The sequence below is a fragment of the Micromonospora sp. NPDC048835 genome, assembly GCF_040649995.1.
Classification (GTDB): domain Bacteria; phylum Actinomycetota; class Actinomycetes; order Mycobacteriales; family Micromonosporaceae; genus Micromonospora.
Window position 1 is genome coordinate 40,371 of record NZ_JBEZGM010000033.1, and the last position, 17,329, is coordinate 57,699.

Genomic DNA, 17,329 nt, shown 5'->3' on the forward strand with positions numbered 1-17,329 from the left:
GTCAGTCGGCGCGTCGGCCCAGTGCGTCGAGCTCGCGCAGCCCCGGCGTCCGCTGGATCACCGCAGTGAAGCTGACCTTCTCGCTGGCCGCGGTGAGCCCGGCCAGGACGGCGAGCACACCGGCCCGCCCGAGTGGGCCGCTGCGGGCGGCCAGCGCGACGCCGAGCAGCGCCCCGAGCGCGTTCGCGCCACTGTCGCCGAGCATCACGTCCTCGGCCAGGTCGTCGCGGAGCAGCCCGGCGGCGGCGCCGGCCGCACCGGCGGCGATCCCGCCCTGCGGCCCGCCGGTGAGCGGCGCGGCGAGCAGCAGCCCGGACTTGATCGCCCGGCCCGGGCGCAGGTCGAGCAGGTTGAGCAGGTTGGCCGTGCCGGCGATCACGCCGGCACCGAGAAGCACGTCGACACCCCGACCGAACGCACCCTGGCGCTGCCGGCGCGGGTGCGCGGACACCCGGGGGTCGGCGGCGAGCAGCGCGGCGGCACCCAGCCCGGCGGCACCCACCCCGACGACCTTGACCAGACCGGCGGTGACCCGCCCTTCGCGCAGCGCGGCGAGGTGCCCGGCGAAACCCTTTGCCGCCTTCTGCTCCGGCCGCGCGCCGACCACGTCGTCGTAGAGGCCGACGCCGCCCGCGCCGAGACCGGCGACCAGGGCGGCCCCACCTGCGGCACCGCCGGTGGCACCGAACGCGCCGGCGGCGGCCGCGCCGGCGGCGAGCGCCGGCCCGGCGGCCAGGCTCACCGTGCGGCCACGGAAGTTGGTGCGCTCCAATGCGGGCCCGGCCGGCGAGGTACGGGCCTCCCGCAGCGCGTACCGGGCCGCCGCGGCACCCGCACCGGCGATCAACAGCCGACCCAGCGCGCTCATGCGGCCACCTCGCTGTGGTGCCTCAGGCTCGCACGCTCACGCGCCGCCTCGGCGATTACGGACACGGGGGTACGTCGTTCGCTCACTGGGGCAGTTTAGGCAACAGGCCGGACGCGGCGTTGTCGCCGACGCCGTACTGCCCGGCCTTCTTCTCGGTGAGCTGCTGCACCAGGGCAAGGGTGGTGACCACCTGACCCTGCACGGTGTTGGCGTTGTCGACCGTGGAGATGGTCTGGGCGAGCACCGGGTCGCCGCGCACCACGCCGACCAGGTTGCCGCCGACCGACCCGTTGCCGGCCACCACGATCGAACCGGTGCGGTCGAACTGCTCGGCGACGTTGACGACCGACTCGTCCCGCTTGTCGGAGTCCTTGTCGACGTACGGCTGGCCGCTGACCACCACGACCGCTTCCGCCGAGGCGGTCACCTTGTTGCTGTCGGTGGTCAGGTAACCGGCGTTGTTGTAGGCGGCGAGCACGGCCCGCCGGTCGGCGTCGCTGACCGGTGTGACGCCCTGGGGCCGGTCCAGCAGGACGCTGGCGAGCAACGCGCTCGAGGTCTCCACCCCGTGCCCGTTGCCGGGCAGGCCGGTGGTCTGCGCGGTCGGGCGGGCGGCGGTGACGGCCAACTCCAGCAGGTTGGAGTTGTTGTCCGGGTTGATGAACTTGTCCTGCAGGTCGACCTGGCCGGTGATGGTGGCCCCGGCGAGCTGGAGCTTCTTGAGCACGGCCTCGGTGTGGTCACGCCCGTTGGGCAGGCTGAGCACCACGACCCGACGCCCGGTGAGGGTGCCGGGCAGGAGGAGCTGAGCGGTCTCCTCGGCGAAGTCCTCTTCGAGCGCGAGTTGCTTCTCCATGTTGCTGACCGTCTGACGCCAGTGCTGGTTGTCCTTGCGCAGCCCGGTGACCTGACCCTCGAGGGAGTCGGCGACCGGGCCGTTGAGGGCGGCTGTGCCGACCACCAGACCGATCGCCAGAGCCAGGAAGACCGCGGTGAGGGACACCACGTGGTAGCGGAAGTTGATCACGCTTGCAGCCTCTTGATCGGTCGGGAACTAGAAGAGCCGGTACAGCTGGAACACGAAATTGTCCCACCACTCGGCGACCACGCCCAGGTACGCCTTACCGACTGTCGACACGGCCACCGCGGACGCCATCGCCGCGATGGCCGACAGCACCAGCAGCAGCAGCGACGACCCGGAGATGCTCTGCCGGTAGAGCCGGCTCACGCCCTTGGCGTCGACGAGCTTGCCGCCGACCTTCAACCGGGTCAGGAACGTCGAGGCCATGCCGCCGCGGCCCTTGTCGAGGAACTCGACAAGGGTGGCGTGGGTGCCGACCGCGACCAGCAGCGAGGCGCCCTTCTCGTCGGCGAGCAGCATCGCCAGGTCCTCGCTCGTCGCCGCCGCCGGGAAGGTGATCGCCGGCACACCGAGACCGTTGACCCGCGGCAGACCGGGCGCCCGCCCGTCCGGGTACGCGTGCACGATCACCTCGGCGCCGCAGCGAAGCACGTCGTCGGTGACCGAATCCATGTCCCCGATGATCATATCGGGGGTGTAGCCGGCCTCGACCAGGGCGTCCGCGCCCCCGTCCACGCCGATGAGCACCGGCTTGAACTCCCGGATGTACGGGCGCAGCACGTCCAGGTCGGCCTTGTAGTCGTAGCCGCGCACCACGATCAGGCAGTGCCGACCCTGCATCTGGGTCTCGATGTCCGGCACACCGACACCGTCGAGCAGCAGGTCGCGCTCCTGGCGCAGGTAGTCCATCGTGTTGGCGGCGAACGCCTCCAACTGCACCGACAGACCCTCCCGAGCGTCGGCCATCGCCTTGGCCACCGACTCGGCGTCCTGGAGGCTGCCGTGCGCCACCGGCTCGTCACCGGCGAAGACCGTGTTGCCCTCGATGCGCACCTGGTCGCCCTCGCGGATCCGCTCGAAGACGCCCTCCCCCAGGTCGTCGAGGAGCGGAATGCCGGCGGCGATCAACACCTCCGGCCCGAGGTTGGGGTAACGGCCGGAGACCGACGGCTTGGCATTGAGCACCGCCGCGACCCCGACGGCGACGAGCGAGTCGGCCGCCACCCGGTCCAGGTCGACGTGGTCGATGACCGCGATGTCACCGGGGCGCAGCCGACCGACCAGGCGTTTCGTCCGCCGGTCTAGGCGCGCGGTGCCGAGGACTCTGCCCGGTTCGGAGTTCCGGTTCCGGCGCAACGTGGGTAGACGCATCGTGACCATCCTGGCATGTGAGGCAGGCTTTTCTGTCGCGACATGCCTGAGCAGGGCCGCCTACCCAGGGAAGCACACACCGGCACAAGCCGGTGTGCTTGCGCTCACAATACGCGGCGTCAGGGTCGCCTTTCCTTGGCGGCCACGGCCAGAAGCTCCTCGGCGTGAGCGATACCCAGATCCGAATCGGGCAAACCTGCAAGCATGCGCGCCAACTCCCGGGCCCGCTCGGTGTCCTCCACCACCCGGACCCCGCTCGTCGTCACCGCGCCGCCGGTGTCCTTCGCCACCACCAGGTGCCGGTCGGCGAACGCGGCCACCTGCGGCAGGTGCGTGACGACCAACACCTGGTGACTGCGGGCCAACCGAGCCAACCGACGGCCGATCTCCACCGCCGCCTGGCCGCCGACCCCCGCGTCGACCTCGTCGAAGACCAACGTGGGCGGACCACCCGAACCGGCGAACACGACCTCGATGGCGAGCATCACCCGGGACAGCTCACCGCCGGAGGCGCCGCGCTGCAACGGCAGCGACGGCGCACCCGGGTGGGCCAGCAACCGCAACTCCACCTCGTCACCACCGTCCGGGGCGACACCCACCTCGACGCCGTTGACCTCGAGCGTCGGCTCGGCCCGCCCGGCCGGCCGGGGCAGCACCGCCACCTCGATCCGCGCGTGCGGCATGGCCAGACCGGCCAGCTCGACGGTGACCTGGTCGGCGAAGCGGACGGCCGCCTCCTGCCGGGAGGTGGACACCCGCCCGGCAAGGTCGGCCACCTCGACGGCGAGCCGCTGACCCTCCCGGTCCAACTCGTCGAGCACGTCGTCGGACATGTCCAGATCGGACAGTCGGGTGCGGGCCCGGTCGGCCCACGCGATCACCCCGTCCACGTCGTCGGCGTACTTACGGGTCAACGCCCGCAGCGCGGCCCGCCGCTCGTAGACGTGCTGCAACCGGGCCGGGTCCGCATCCAACGTCGCCAGGTACGCCGACAGCTCCGCGGACACGTCGGTGACCAGGGTGGCCGCCTCCTCCAGGCGGGCCGCCAGCTCACCGAGCGCCGGATCGGTGCCGGACTGCGCCTCCAGGGTGCGCCGGGCGGTGCCGAGCAGCGCCGCAGCGTCCGGGGTCTCGTCGGCGACCTCCGCGCCGCCGGCCACACACTGCTGGGCGATCTGCGCGGCCGTGCGCAGGCCCTCGGCGTGCTCCAGCCGCTGCGCCTCGGTCTTCAGCTCGTCGTCCTCACCGAGCTGCGGATCGACCCGGGTGATCTCGTCGAGGCCCAACCGCAGCAGGTCGGCCTCCTGGTTGCGTTCGCGGGCGTTGCGCCGCCGGTCGGCCAGGTCGTCGACCACCCGACGCCACCGGGTGTACGCCTCCCGCAACGCGTCGAGCAGCTTCTCGTGCGCGGGGCCGGCGAACCGGTCCAGTGCGGCCCGCTGCTCGGCCGGGCGCAGCAGCCGCAACTGGTCGGACTGACCGTGCACGGCGACCGCCTGCTCGCCGACCTCACCGAGCATCGACACCGGCATGCTCCGGCCACCGACGTGGGCACGCGAGCGCCCCTCCACCGTCACCGTGCGGCTCAGCAGCACCGAACCGTCCTCGTCGGGCTCGCCCCCGGCCTCGGCGATCCGCGCGTGCACGGCGTCGGCGACCCGCCCGTGCAGCCGCAACCGCCCCTCCACCACCGCCCGGCCGGGTTGGGCACGGACCCGCCCGGCGTCGGCCCGACCGCCGAAGAGCAGACCGAGGCCGGTGACCACCATCGTCTTGCCGGCACCGGTCTCTCCGGTGATCACGTTCATGCCGCCGGTCAACGGCAGCGTGGTGTCCTCGATGACGCCCAGTCCGGTGATGCGCAGCTCGTCCAGCACAGCCACCGACAGTAGACGCGAGGCACGACAATTGACCAGCCGACGGGCCCGGGTTCGGCCCGTACCCGGCCGACGTACAGTTCTGCCCCGTGTTGGACGTGATCGGCCTGACCCCGGCTGAGGAGGAGCTCTACCGCTGCCTGCTCCAGCTCACCACGGCCCGCATCGACGAGTTGGTCCATCGCCTGCACCGGCCCCGCGAGCAGGTCGTCGCGCAGGTCGCAGCGCTGCGCGGCAAGGGCCTCGTGCAGCCCACCGACAACGACCCGGACGCCCCGCTGCGCCCGACCGCCCCGGACGTCGCCCTCGGCGCGACCCTGCTGCGCCGCCAGGAGGACCTGGAAACGGCCCGCCGACTGGTCACCCAACTGGCCGAGGAGTACCGCTCCGGGCTGCGCCGACACCACGTCGACCACCTCGTCGAGGTGATCACCGGCGCCCGGGTCCTGCGCGACCGCCTGCGCGACCTGCAGGACTCGGCCCGCACCGAGGTGCTCTGGTTCTGCCGGGCCAACCCCCTCGCCATGGCCGGCCCGGAGAACGTCGAGGAGTTCGACGCGCTGGCCCGTGGGGTCAGCTACCGGGCCATCTACGAGCGTGACCTGCTGCTCGAGCAGGGCGCGTTGGCCGACCTGGCCAAGGGCGTCGCCGCCGGCGAGCAGGCCCGCGTCCTGGACCGGCTACCGGTCCGACTGGCCATCGTGGACGCCAGCACGGCCATCTGCCCGCTGGTGCCGGACCTCGCCGGCGGCGCACCGAGCGCCGCCGTGATCGGCCGCAGCCAACTGCTCGACGCCCTGCTCGCCCTCTTCGAGAGCCACTGGCGGGTGGCCACCCCGCTCCGGCTCGACGACCCCCACACCGTCACGACGCCGGAGGCCCGACGCCCGGAACCCGAGGACCGCCCCGGCGACCGCTACCAGCCCGACGCCGACGAGGCCCGGCTGCTGTCGCTGTTCGTGGCGGGCGTACCGGACAAGTCCATCGCCTCCCAACTCGGGGTGAGCCGGCGGACCGTGCAACGGCGCATCGCCGACCTGATGGCGGCCGCCGGCGTGGACACCCGGCCCGGGTTGGCGTTCCAGGTGGCCCGACGCGGCTGGCTCTGACACCGCAGGGGTCCACCGTCGGCCGACGGTGGACCCCTGCACCGGACGGGCGGGGCGCCCAGTCGCCCCGCCCGGTCCGGTCAGCGCAGCCCGTACGCCTGGAGCACCGTCTGGTCGACGCTGTTCCCGGCCCGGTCGGTGGCGTGCACCCGCAGCGACACCGTTCCGCGCCCCGCCGGCACGGTGGCGGTGTACCGGGTACCCGACCCCACGGTCCGCGCGTCACGCCAGGTGACGCCCCCGTCGAAGGAGACCTGCACCCGGACGCTGGCGCCGGTCGGGGCAGCCACCCCGGCCGGCTGACGCAGGGTCAACCCCACCCGGTGCGACCGATCGCCGCGGACCGTGCCGTGCAGGTCCGCCGGCACCCGGTAGTCCACCTGAAGCAGCGACAACGGCCTGGCCTTGTCACCCGCCGGCCGCGCCGAGGTGAACTCCCACGCCGTGTCGGTCCGGGTGCCGTAACGCCACTCGGCCGACGACCGCCCGGTCGACACGTCCAACCGGTAACGGGCTGCCCCCGCGGTCGTGGGCACCGGCGCCCAACCGTCGGAGAGATCCGCGATCTGCCGCCCGTCGCGGCTGACCCGCACCCGCACGTCGTCCGACTCCTCGCTGATGCCGGCCACGCTGACGTGTCCACCAGCGTCGACGAACTCGGGCACGCGCAGGTCCAGGCTGTCACCGCTGCGGGTGGGCACCGGCGCACCGCTGACCGGGACGGCCGGACGGACCACCGGCGCGTGCCAGTTCTCGGTCACCCGGTCGGCGGCGGCGAACCGCCGCGGCTCCTCGGCCAGACCACCTGTCAACTGCCCCCACTGCATGAACATCGACTTGTGCAGCACCCGGTGCTGCCACCAACTGTCCCCGGCACTGACCAGCTCCTGCCGGGTGGTGCCGTTACGGACCAGACGCTGGTCGTCGTTCCAGGCGTACGTCTGCCACGGACGCCAACCGAAGCGCTCCTCGGTGGCCCACCCCGCGCCCATGTCGCCGTAGCTCGCGGTGACCTCCGCGGTGTTCTTCGCGGTCACCGTGTGCACGACCCGCTCCGGCACCCGACCCTTCGACACCTGCCACACGTCGTACAGGTAGGGGCTGTCCACGGTCAACGTCAGGTCCAGCGTCGCCCGGCCGTTGCGCGCCGCCGTGATGAGCCGCTGCCCGTCGTCGTACGCCACCACCATCGCCGGGATCGGCAGCCGCTCCCCGTCGGGCCGCCAGACCGTCCACGCGCTCCGGTCCTGCGGGCGGACGATCAGCACCGCGGCGGCGCCGGCTGCCGCCGCGGCGGCGACCTGCTCCTCCTCGGCGCGGTTCGGGTCGGTGGCGAGGAGCGCGGCGGCGCCCCGCACCCGGGCCAGCTCGGCAGGAGTTCCGGCGCCGGCCCAGACCAGTGGCAGCTTGCGCCGCCCGGTCGGCGCGGGTGAGCTTCCCAGCAGGTTGATGTCCGACGGACCGGACACCCCACTGATCGTCGCGTCCACCATGGGCGCGACGAGCTGCCAGCGCGAGGCGAACTCGAACTCACCCGCACGCACCTGCCGGGTCGGCGTGACGTTCACCTGCTGGACGGTGCTGTAGGCCATCACCCCGTGGTCGATCTGCCGACCGTTGCCCAACACCCGGTGCACGTACCAGCTGAGCGTGGCCCGCTGCTCGCTGGGCTTCGGCGTCTCGATCCGTACCGGCGTGCCCCGGCGGGCGTCGAGCACCACGGTGAGGTCCCGGTCGACGACCAGCTCCGGCTCGACCGTCTGCGTCATCTGCTCGTCCAGCGGTGCGCCGTGCTCGACCAGGGCGGTCAGCAGGTACGTGCCCTCCTCGACCTGGAGGGTGCCCTCGCCGGGCCACCAGCCCCAGTAGTCCGACTCGGGCTGCTCACCGAAGAGGGTCAACGCCGGCGAGAGCGCCGGCTGACCCTGCCGGTCCAACACCTTCACGGTGACCTGGTGCAGCGGGCCGCTGACGGTGAGCCCGACCGGCGTGCGCACCGCCACCCCGTCCGTCCCGGTCGCCACCAACCAACCACCGTGCGGCCCCCGGGCCAGCTTGGCCGGGTCGGCCCGCAGGGGCACCGCCACACTGCCACCCGCCGGCACGGTCACCGTGCCGGAGCCGACCGTCACACCGTCGGCCTCGGCCGCGCCGCTGTCCAGGTTGCGCAGGTCCAGGGCCAGCCGCAGGGTCTGCGCGGCGGTCGTGCCGTTGGTGTACGTCACGGTCCGCTCGACCGACGCGCCGTCGGTGGAGATCCGGCCGAAGTCGGCGGTGGCCGAGGCGTACACCCGCTGGCCGAGCGCCCGCGCCACGTCGACCCGACCGGCGCCCTGCTCGAAGACGGTGAGCGCCGGGTTCGCCTTCGTGGTGCTCACCAGCGCGTCCTTGAGCTTCCCGGCGGTCCAGTCGGGGTGCTCCTGAGCGAGGATCGCGGCCGCCCCGGACACGTGCGGCGTGGCCATCGAGGTGCCGGACGCCGTCGTGTAGGCGTCGCCCACCGGCGTACCCATGGTGGTGCCGGCGGCCCGCGCGGCGACGATGCCGACGCCGGGCGCGGTGATCTCGGGCTTGAGCCCGTTGTCGCCGAGCCGCGGACCACGGCTGGAGAACTCGGCCAGGTCGTCGTCGCGGTCCACCGCGCCGACGGTGAGCGCCGCCGCGGCCGCGCCGGGCGTACCGACGGTGCGTGCCGCGCCCGCGTTGCCGGCGGCGACCACGAACAGCGCCCCGGTCTCGGCGGACAGGTCGTTGACCGCCTGGCTCATCGGATCGGTGCCGTCGGTCGGGTCACCGCCGAGGCTCATGCTGACCACCTTCGCGCCGGAGTGGGCGGCCCACTCCATGCCCGCGATGATGGACGAGTCGTAGCCGGAGCCGCCGTCGTCGAGGACCTTGCCCACCAGCAGCCGCGCGCCGGGCGCGACGCCCTTGCGGAGCCCGTCGGACGCCGCCCCGCTGCCGGCGATGGTGGCCGCCACGTGGGTGCCGTGTCCGTGCCCGTCCCGGGCGCTGCCGCTGCCGGAGAAGTCCCGCGCCTCAGCGATCCGACCGGCCAGGTCGGGGTGGGTGGCGTCGACGCCGGTGTCGAGGACCGCCACCGTCACACCACTGCCGTCCCGGCCGGCGGCCCAGGCTGTCGGGGCGCCGATCTGCGGCACACTGTGCTCGAGCGTCGGGCGGACCTTCCCGTCCAACCAGACCCGGGCGATGCCGCCACCCAGCCGGGGCGCGGCGGCCGTGGTCCGGCTGGTCGGTGTACCGGCGAGCGTGCTCCACAGGCCGCCCAGGTCACCCTTGCCGACCCGCAGCGCCGCACCGTTGATGCTCTCCAGGGGACGGGCGTCGGTGGCCCCGGCGAGGGGTCGCACCCGGCCGGCGGTCGGCTCCTGGTACCGCACGATCAGCGGCAGGTTGCCCCGCGCGGTGTCGCCGTAACCGTCGGCCGCCAACCCCTGCACGTCGAACAGGTCGGCGTCGAGAACCCCGCTGGACACGTACGGCAGGGCATCGCTGGGAAGCACCCGCAGCGAGCCGTCGACCTGCGTGGTCTGGAAGACGATCCGCTCGCGCCCGGGTCCCGGGCGGACGGTGGCGGCGACCCGACCCGGCGCGGCCTGGACCAGGTCGACCTGGTCGCCGGTGATCAGGGTGATGCGGACAGGTGCGGCGTACGGGGCGGGCGTGCCCGACGTCGCGCCGGTGGGCCGGGCGGGCGGAACGGCGGACGCCGGTGCGGCGACGCCGACCACCAACGCGCCGACCGCGCCGACGGCGAGCCAGCGGGGGGACCAGTGCATGCGATGCGCTCCTCTACTCCTTCGGGCCCACCATCCGTAGATGAGAGCCGATCGGAGTCTGCGACGGAGCACATCGCCTGGTCACTAGTCGCCCGCCGCCGCAGCGGCGACATGTCGTCAGGTGGACAACTCACGTCCACCCACGGTGTGCGCCACGATCACCGGCGGCTGCCGCGCCACCCGTGCACCGGAAGGCCGAACTTGGCCACCAGCCGATCGGTGAACGGGCGGGGGCGCAACCGCACGATGCGCACCGGCAGCGCGCCCCGACGGACGGTCACCCGCGCCCCCGGTGGCAGGTCGTAGACCCGCCGGCCGTCGCAGGAGAGCACCGCGAGGGTGGTGAACGGGTCGACGGTGATCACGAACGTGGACGTCGGGGCGGTGACCAACGGGCGGCTGAACAACGCGTGCGCGCTGATCGGCACCAACAGCAGCGCCTCCACCTCCGGCCAGACCACCGGGCCGCCGCCGGAGAACGCGTACGCGGTGGAGCCGGTCGGCGTCGCGCAGACCACACCGTCGCAGCCGTAACGGGACAACGGCCGGCCGTCCACGTCGACGAGCAGCTCGAGCATCTGGGCCCGCTCGCCCTTCTCGATGCTGATCTCGTTGAGCGCCCAGGACTCGATGGTCGGCCCGCCGTCGAACTCGGCCGTCACGTCCAGGGTGAGCCGCTCGTCGACCGTGTAGTTGCGCCCGACGACGTCCCGCACCGCGGTGTCCAGGTCGTCGATCTCCGCCTCGGCCAGGAAGCCCACCTTGCCGAGGTTGATGCCGAGCAGCGGCGCCTTCGCCGGCCGGGCCAGCTCGGCGGCGCGCAGGAAGGTCCCGTCCCCGCCGAGCGCGAAGACGATCTCGGCGCCCTCGGCGGCCTGCGGACCGGCGACCGGCACCACCCCGGGCAGGTCGAGGTCCTCGGCCTCGTCGGCGACCACCCGTACCTCGAAACCCGCGTCGATCAGATCGGCCGCGACCGACCGGGCGTGCTCCGTGCTGCGCCGACGGCCGGTGTGGGTCACCAGCAGCGCGGTCCGGCTCATCGGGTCGCCCGCCCGTCCCGGACCGGGCGGCGTCGCACCACCGTCGCCCGACTCCCACCGCGTGTCGTCGCGGCGCCCTCGCTGCGCGCGTTCAACCTGCGACCTCCTCCGCCGCCGCCGTCACGTCCGGCACGTCGCCGGCCGCTGTCGGGCCGTCCGGCCCGGCCGCCACCACGGCCCGCACCCGCTGCGGGTCGGCCGGCGGTGCGCCCCGGCGCAACCATACGAAGAACTCCACATTGCCGCTGGGCCCGGGCAGCGGGCTGGCCGCCACGTCCGCCAACCCGAGGCCGAGCGTGGCCGCCGCGGCAGCCACGTCAAGCACCGCCTCGGCGCGCAACTCCGGGTCGCGGACCACACCGCCGGCGCCGACCCGCTCCTTGCCGACCTCGAACTGCGGCTTCACCATCAGCGCCAGGTCGCCGTCGTCGCGGGTGCAGCCGGCCAACGCCGGCAGCACCAGCCGCAGCGAGATGAACGACAGGTCGGCCACCGTCAGATCGACCGGCCCGCCGATCGCGTCCGGTTCGAGGGTACGGACATTCGTCCGCTCCAGAACACGAACCCGCTCGTTGGTCCGCAGCGGCCAGGCGAGCTGCCCGTAACCGACGTCCACGGCCACCACCTCGGCCGCGTCGGCGCGCAGCAGCACGTCGGTGAACCCACCCGTCGACGCTCCCGCGTCCAGGCACCGCCGCCCGGCCACGTGCAACCCACCGGGGGCGAACGCGGCAAGCGCCCCGGCGAGCTTGTGCCCGCCACGGGAGACGTACTCCTCGCCCGGGTCCGCGCCGGTGACCAGGAGCGGGTCGGCGGGGTCGACCATCGCGGCCGCCTTACGGGCGACCACGCCCCGCAGTTGGACCCGGCCGGCCTCCACCAACGCGGCGGCCTGCTCACGGGAGCGGGCCAGACCGCGGCGGACGAGTTCGGCGTCCAGCCGGTTACGACGTGCCATGGGTGGTTCTCCGGTCTGCTCAGGCCTGGTCGTCCCCGCTCAGGTCTGGTCGATGGTGGCGAGGGTTTCCCGCAGGGTCTCGTAGGCCGCTTCGTACTGGGCGATCTGGTCGGCGGGAGCGAGCGTCGCGGCATTGGCGATGGCTCGCACCGCGGCGTCCACCGCCGGGTGCCGCGGCTCGTCCTCCCCCAGATCCGGCGGTGGACCGGGGCGGGCGACCGGCGGCGGCCCGGGCCGGGCTGGGAACGAGCCGCCGGCGGGCGGCCCGGGCCGGCCCGGGAACGACCCACCGGGCGGCGGACCGGGCCGGGTCATCCGGCGTCGTCCGGGCGCTGCTTGCGGACCGCCTTCTTCGCGGGCATCACCGCCGGCGTCGGAATGTCCTCGTCAGCGGTGCGGCTTACCGTCGCCGGCGGCTTGCGGGCGATTGCCTTCTTGGCGATTGCCTTCTTGGCGACCGCCTTCTTCGCCACGGCCTTCTTCGCCACCGGCGCGGAGACCGGGGCACCGGCGGGGGCGTCGGACGGCACGAGACCGGAGCCGGGTCGCGCGGTGACCGTCGGGTCGGGCTGCGGCGTCGGGCCGGTGGCCGACTCGGTGGACCGCGCCTCCCGTAGCTGCCGTTCCAGGTCGTGCACCCGCCGGGTCAGCTCGGCCACCTCGTCGGCGGTGGCAAGACCGACCGCACCGAGCGCCCGGTCGACCTCGAAACGGACCAGCTTGGTCAGCGCCTCCCGGTTGGCGGCGCCGGTACTGACCAGCTCCTCGCCGAGGGCCTGGAGCTGGGCGGCGGTCGCACCGCCGGAGCCGACGAGGCGACGTGCCACGTCCTGGGCCTTCTTCCGGGGCGCCTCCGCGAGGCCCATGGCCAGCTCGAGGTAGGCGCGCCACGCGTCCTGCATGCCTGAGTCCTTCCACGGGGCGAGGTGTGCAGGTGTCACGCTACCGGGCACCCCGGACCGACCCGTGCGGTACGGTGCCGAGGGACGGCGTGGCGATCAGCGAGGGGGAGATGTGGCCAGCGTGGACGAGTGCCGGCAGGCGTTGCAGGAGCTGGCCGCCCGGTTGGATCGCAACGCCGAGACCGTGCGCGAACGGATCGACCTGGACCGGACACTCGCCTGCCGGATCACCGACCTGGACACCGCGTTCCACGGCCGGATCACCGGCGGCCGACTGGTCGAGCTGACCGACGGCGACGACCCCAAAGCCAAGATCGCGCTGAGCACGTCGAGCGACGACCTGCTGGCCCTGGTGCGTGGCGACCTCGACGTCACCAGCGCGGTGACCTCCCGCCGAGTGTCGATCAAAGCCAACCCGTTCGACCTGCTCAAGTTGCGCAAGCTGCTCTGACGACCGCCCCGGCTCACGCCGCCGCGGTCAGCCCGAAACTCTCCACCACGTGGGCCGCGTCCGGGCCCACCGGCCGGATCCTCGGCAGCGCCGGCACCGCCGCCGACCAGGCCACCGCGCAGAGCGCGGCCACCGCGTCCAACGGCCGACCGGCCCCCGCCAGCTCGAGCGTGCCGTCCCGGTCGGTCACCGACCAACCGCCGGCGTCCGCCGGGCCGGGGACCCGCACGGCGGCAGCCGGGTCGAAGAGCCCCGCCAGGTCGTTCGCCACGTACGTGGGACGGCGTCGCGGCTCGGCGGCCAGCAGATCCGGTACGCCGTGCACGCCGGTGAGCACGAGCAGGCTGTCCAGCCCGGCCCGGCGGGCACCCTCGATGTCGGTGTCCAGCCGGTCACCCACCACCAGGCTCCGCCCACCGCCACTGCGCCGGGCGGCGGTCTCGAACAGGGCCGGCTCCGGCTTGCCGACCACCACGTCCGGGTCCCGCTCCAACGCCGTCCGCAGCACGGCGACGAGCGACCCGTTGCCGGGCAGTGGCCCCCGCCCACTGGGCAGGGTCCGATCGGTGTTGGTGGCGATCCAGATCGCACCCGCCCGCACCGCGATCGACGCTTCGGCCAACTCGGCCCAGCCGACCTGCGGGCCGTACCCCTGCACCACCGCCGCCGGCTTCTCGTCGGCCCCGGTGACCGGATGCAGACCGACCGCGCGCAGCTCCGCACGCAGCGCCTCCGCGCCGACCACGAGCACCGACGCGCCGGCGGGCAGCCGGTCGCGCAGCAACTCGGCCGAGGCTGCGGCGGAGGTGAGGACCTCCTCCGGCCGGGCCTGCACACCCATCCCGGTCAACAGGTCCGCGACCTCGCTGGACCGGCGGGACGCGTTGTTGGTGGCGTAGGCCACCGCCCGTCCCTCGGAATGCAGCCGGGCCACCGCCTCGACGGCGCCGGGGATCGGCCGGTCGATCAGGTAGATCACGCCGTCCAGGTCGAAGACGACGAGGGTGTACCCGTCGACCAGCCGCTCCCCCACGCCCACGCTCACCGCTGCGTCGTCCCCGACTCGTCGTCCCGGGCGGCCACGGTCCCATCGGCGTCCGCCGTGGTCCCGTCGGCCGGGTCGCCGACGGCCGTGTTGCCGTCCGCCACGCTGCCGTCTGCCACGCTGCCGGACGTCACGCCGCTGTCGCCAGCGGTGTCCGCGTCGGCGTTGCCGCTTCCGGTCGGGTGACGGTCCTCGTCCTCGTCGTCGAAGCCTTCGTCGTCGGCGGGACGGCCGACAGCGGCGTCCTCCTCGTCGTCGTCGAAGTCCTCGTCGTCTTCGTCGTCGTCGTCTTCGTCTTCGTCGTCGTCGTCTTCGTCTTCGTCGTCGTCTTCGTCGTCGTCGTCGAAGTCGTCTTCGTCGTCGCCGGCCAGGTCGGCGTCCGGGCGGGCCGGCACCGCGCCAGGAGCGCCCGGTCCGGCGGCGATCTCCTCGGTGGCCTCGTCCTCGTCGTCACCCTCGATGACCACGCCGTCGAGTTCGAGCAGCCGCTCGGCGGCGTCGGTCTCGCCCTCGGTGTCCACGTCGGCAGCCCGGGAGAACCACTCGCGGGCCTCCTCGCGCCGCCCCACCGCGAGCAGCGCGTCGGCGTACGCGTACCGCAGCCGGGCCGTCCACGGCACGGTCGCCTCGCTGGTGAGGTCCGGGACCTGGAGCATCGCAACTGCGGCGTCCTTCTGCCCGAGGTCACCCCGCGCTCCAGCGGCCACGATCAGCAGCTCGATGGCCACGGCCTGGTCCAGCTTCTCCCGGTCCGCGCCACGGAACAGGTCGATGGCGCGCTCCGGCCGGCCGAGAGCCCGCTCGCAGTCCGCGAGCACGGCCAGGTGGCTCTGCAACCCGGTCATCCGGTGGTACGTGCGCAGCTCGGCGATCGCCGACTGCCACTCCCCGGCGTGGTACGCGGCCAGGCCGACAGCCTCCCGTACGGCAGAGATGCGCGACGCGAGCCGCCGGGCGGCCAGCGCGTGCGCCAACGCCTCGGCCGGGTCCTCGTCGATCAGCTGCCCGGTGGCGACCAGGTGCCGGGCCACCGTCTCGGCGACCGGCTTGTTCAGCGAGAGCAGCTCGGCACGGACGTCCTTGTCGAGGTCGGTCGCGACGATGTCGTCCGGCAGCGCCGGGGCCGAACCACGCCCGCCCTCGAACGACTCGGAGCCACCCGCGCGGTCGTCGCGGCGGAACTCCCCCTCGCGACGAGGCCGCTCGTCGGCCCGGGAACCGCCGGTGCGCTCGCCGCCCCGGAAACCACCCTCACGGGGAGCGCTGGAACGCGAACCGTCACGGTCGCCACCCCGGAAGCCGCCTTCACGACGGTCACCGCCGCGGAAGCCGCCCTCACGCGGCGGGCCGGAGCGGGTGCGGTCGCCGCCCTGGAAGCCGCCCTCACGACGGTCGCCACCACGGAAACCACCCTCGCGGTCACCACCGCGGGAGCCACCCTCGCGGTCGCCACCGCGGAAGCCGCCTTCACGACGGTCCCCGCCACGGAAGCCACCCTCACGCGGCGGGCCGGACCGGGTGCGGTCCCCGCCCTGGAAGCCGCCCTCACGACGGTCGCCACCACGGAAACCACCCTCACGGTCGCCACCCCGGAAACCACCCTCGCGGTCGCCACCCCGGAAACCACCCTCACGCGGCGGGCCGGAACGAGTGCGGTCCCCGCCCTGGTAACCGCCCTCACGACGGTCACCGCCCCGGAAGCCACCGTCGCGGTCACCACCACGGGAGCCGCCATCGCGCGGAGCGCTCGAGCGCGAGCCGTCGCGGTCGCCGCCACGGAAGCCGCCCTCGCGACGGTCTCCACCACGGAAGCCACCCTCGCGGTCGCCGCCCCGGAAGCCACCCTCACGCGGCGGGCCGGAACGGGTGCGGTCGCCGCCCTGGTAACCGCCCTCACGACGGTCCCCACCACGGAAACCACCCTCGCGGTCACCACCACGGAAGCCACCCTCGCGACGGTCAGCACCACGGAAACCACCGTCGCGGTCACCGCCACGGAAACCGCCGTCGCGGGGCGCACCGGAACGGGAGCCGTCCCGGTCACCGCCACGGAAGCCGCCGCCCTCACGGGGAGCGCCGCCCGAGCGCGACCCATCACGGTCGCCGCCACGGAAGCCACCGTCGCGGTCGCCACCCCGGAAACCGCCTTCACGACGGTCGCCACCGCGGAAACCACCCTCGCGGTCACCACCACGGAAACCGCCCTCACGACGGTCGCCGCCCCGGAAGCCGCCATCGCGGTCACCACCACGGGAGCCGCCATCGCGCGGAGCGCTCGAGCGCGAGCCGTCACGGTCGCCGCCACGGAAGCCGCCCTCGCGACGGTCTCCACCACGGAAGCCACCCTCGCGGTCGCCGCCCCGGAAGCCACCCTCACGCGGCGGGCCGGAACGGGTGCGGTCCCCGCCCTGGTAACCGCCCTCACGACGGTCCCCACCACGGAAACCACCCTCGCGGTCCCCACCACGGAAGCCGCCCTCGCGACGGTCACCACCACGGAAGCCACCCTCGCGGTCACCACCACGGAAGCCGCCCTCGCGGGGAGCGCCGGACCGGAAGCCACCTTCGCGCGGGGCGCTTGAGCGCGACCCGTCACGGTCGCCGCCGCGGAAGCCACCCTCGCGGCGGTCGCCGCCGCGGTAGCCGCCCTCACGGGGGGCGCTGGAGCGCGAGCTGTCCCGGTCACCACCACGGGAGCCAGAATCACGGCCGCCGGCGTAACCCCCCCGGGCGCCGCCGCTGTCGCGGTCTCCCCGGTACGGGGGCCGGTCTCGGTCATCGCGCCGCGCGCCGCGGTCGCGTCCGCCCGCACCGTCAGTACGGTCCTCGTAACGACGGGGACGATCTCCGCCCTGCGGTCCTGAACTCACAGGTACATCCTTCCTGATTGCGCCACCAATGGCGCTACGCAGTCGAGGGCCGACCCGGATGGGGCGCCCCTCGACTGGAAGATTGTCCGGCGGCGTCCTACTCTCCCACACCCTCACGAGTGCAGTACCATCGGCGCTGGAGGGCTTAGCTTCCGGGTTCGGAATGTAACCGG

Annotated in this window: 14 protein-coding genes and 1 rRNA gene; 3 read left to right on the plus strand and 12 right to left on the minus strand. The window is 73.8% G+C overall.

The features are described 5' to 3' along the window. Position 1: 1 nt before the first annotated feature. The 4 genes from AB0C15_RS28345 to recN all read right to left on the minus strand — a co-directional run bounded on the left by AB0C15_RS28345 (position 2) and on the right by recN (position 4,978). Entirely contained in the window at positions 2–868 is an 867-nt protein-coding gene (locus AB0C15_RS28345; protein WP_357356968.1) for a hypothetical protein, read from the minus strand. An 82-nt stretch (positions 869–950) separates the two neighbouring features. Further along, the gene (locus AB0C15_RS28350; RefSeq protein ID WP_357356970.1) at positions 951–1,895 is read right to left on the minus strand and encodes a copper transporter; all 945 of its coding nucleotides are present in this window, start codon (positions 1,893–1,895) and stop codon (positions 951–953) included. Positions 1,896–1,922: 27 nt separating this feature from the next. Then, the gene (gene steA, locus AB0C15_RS28355) at positions 1,923–3,101 is read right to left on the minus strand and encodes a putative cytokinetic ring protein SteA (protein WP_357356971.1); all 1,179 of its coding nucleotides are present in this window, start codon (positions 3,099–3,101) and stop codon (positions 1,923–1,925) included. Between the two features lie 119 nt (positions 3,102–3,220). After that, entirely contained in the window at positions 3,221–4,978 is a 1,758-nt protein-coding gene (recN, locus tag AB0C15_RS28360) for a DNA repair protein RecN (RefSeq protein ID WP_357356973.1), read from the minus strand. A gap of 89 nt (positions 4,979–5,067) precedes the next feature. On the opposite strand from recN, the gene AB0C15_RS28365 reads away from it, so the two are divergent. Then, on the plus strand, positions 5,068–6,087 hold the full coding sequence (locus tag AB0C15_RS28365; RefSeq protein WP_357356975.1) for a helix-turn-helix domain-containing protein: 1,020 nt from the start codon (positions 5,068–5,070) through the stop codon (positions 6,085–6,087). An 80-nt stretch (positions 6,088–6,167) separates the two neighbouring features. Here the strand turns inward: AB0C15_RS28365 and AB0C15_RS28370 are convergent, their stop codons facing one another. The 5 genes from AB0C15_RS28370 to AB0C15_RS28390 form a co-directional block, all read right to left on the minus strand. After that, a complete protein-coding gene (locus AB0C15_RS28370; RefSeq protein WP_357356978.1) occupies positions 6,168–9,887 on the minus strand; it encodes a S8 family serine peptidase in 3,720 nt (1,239 codons plus the stop codon). 158 nt (positions 9,888–10,045) lie between these two features. Continuing rightward, positions 10,046–10,930 carry an NAD kinase gene (locus AB0C15_RS28375; protein ID WP_357356980.1) on the minus strand — a complete coding sequence of 295 codons (885 nt, stop codon included), beginning with the start codon at positions 10,928–10,930 and terminating at the stop codon, positions 10,046–10,048. Between the two features lie 91 nt (positions 10,931–11,021). Beyond that, entirely contained in the window at positions 11,022–11,888 is an 867-nt protein-coding gene (locus AB0C15_RS28380) for a TlyA family RNA methyltransferase (protein ID WP_357356983.1), read from the minus strand. Between the two features lie 39 nt (positions 11,889–11,927). Continuing rightward, on the minus strand, positions 11,928–12,203 hold the full coding sequence (locus tag AB0C15_RS28385; RefSeq protein WP_357356985.1) for a hypothetical protein: 276 nt from the start codon (positions 12,201–12,203) through the stop codon (positions 11,928–11,930). Further along, entirely contained in the window at positions 12,200–12,790 is a 591-nt protein-coding gene (locus AB0C15_RS28390; protein ID WP_357356987.1) for a hypothetical protein, read from the minus strand. The genes AB0C15_RS28385 and AB0C15_RS28390 overlap by 4 nt, the downstream gene beginning before the upstream one ends. A gap of 112 nt (positions 12,791–12,902) precedes the next feature. Between AB0C15_RS28390 and AB0C15_RS28395 the strand changes: the two genes are divergently transcribed. Beyond that, the gene (locus tag AB0C15_RS28395) at positions 12,903–13,241 is read left to right on the plus strand and encodes an SCP2 sterol-binding domain-containing protein (RefSeq protein WP_088947517.1); all 339 of its coding nucleotides are present in this window, start codon (positions 12,903–12,905) and stop codon (positions 13,239–13,241) included. Between the two features lie 13 nt (positions 13,242–13,254). On the opposite strand, the gene AB0C15_RS28400 is transcribed toward AB0C15_RS28395, so the two are convergent. Further along, the gene (locus AB0C15_RS28400) at positions 13,255–14,286 is read right to left on the minus strand and encodes an HAD-IIA family hydrolase (RefSeq protein ID WP_357356989.1); all 1,032 of its coding nucleotides are present in this window, start codon (positions 14,284–14,286) and stop codon (positions 13,255–13,257) included. Beyond that, positions 14,283–15,317: a hypothetical protein gene (locus AB0C15_RS28405; protein ID WP_357356991.1), complete on the minus strand. Its 1,035-nt coding sequence runs from the start codon at positions 15,315–15,317 to the stop codon at positions 14,283–14,285. The genes AB0C15_RS28400 and AB0C15_RS28405 overlap by 4 nt, the downstream gene beginning before the upstream one ends. On the opposite strand from AB0C15_RS28405, the gene AB0C15_RS28410 reads away from it, so the two are divergent. After that, positions 15,306–16,868, plus strand: a complete 1,563-nt coding sequence (locus AB0C15_RS28410) for a hypothetical protein (RefSeq protein ID WP_357356993.1) — start codon at positions 15,306–15,308, stop codon at positions 16,866–16,868. The genes AB0C15_RS28405 and AB0C15_RS28410 overlap by 12 nt on opposite strands. 372 nt (positions 16,869–17,240) lie before the next feature. Here the strand turns inward: AB0C15_RS28410 and rrf are convergent. Continuing rightward, a 5S ribosomal RNA gene (gene rrf, locus AB0C15_RS28415) occupies positions 17,241–17,329 on the minus strand; the annotation flags it as partial.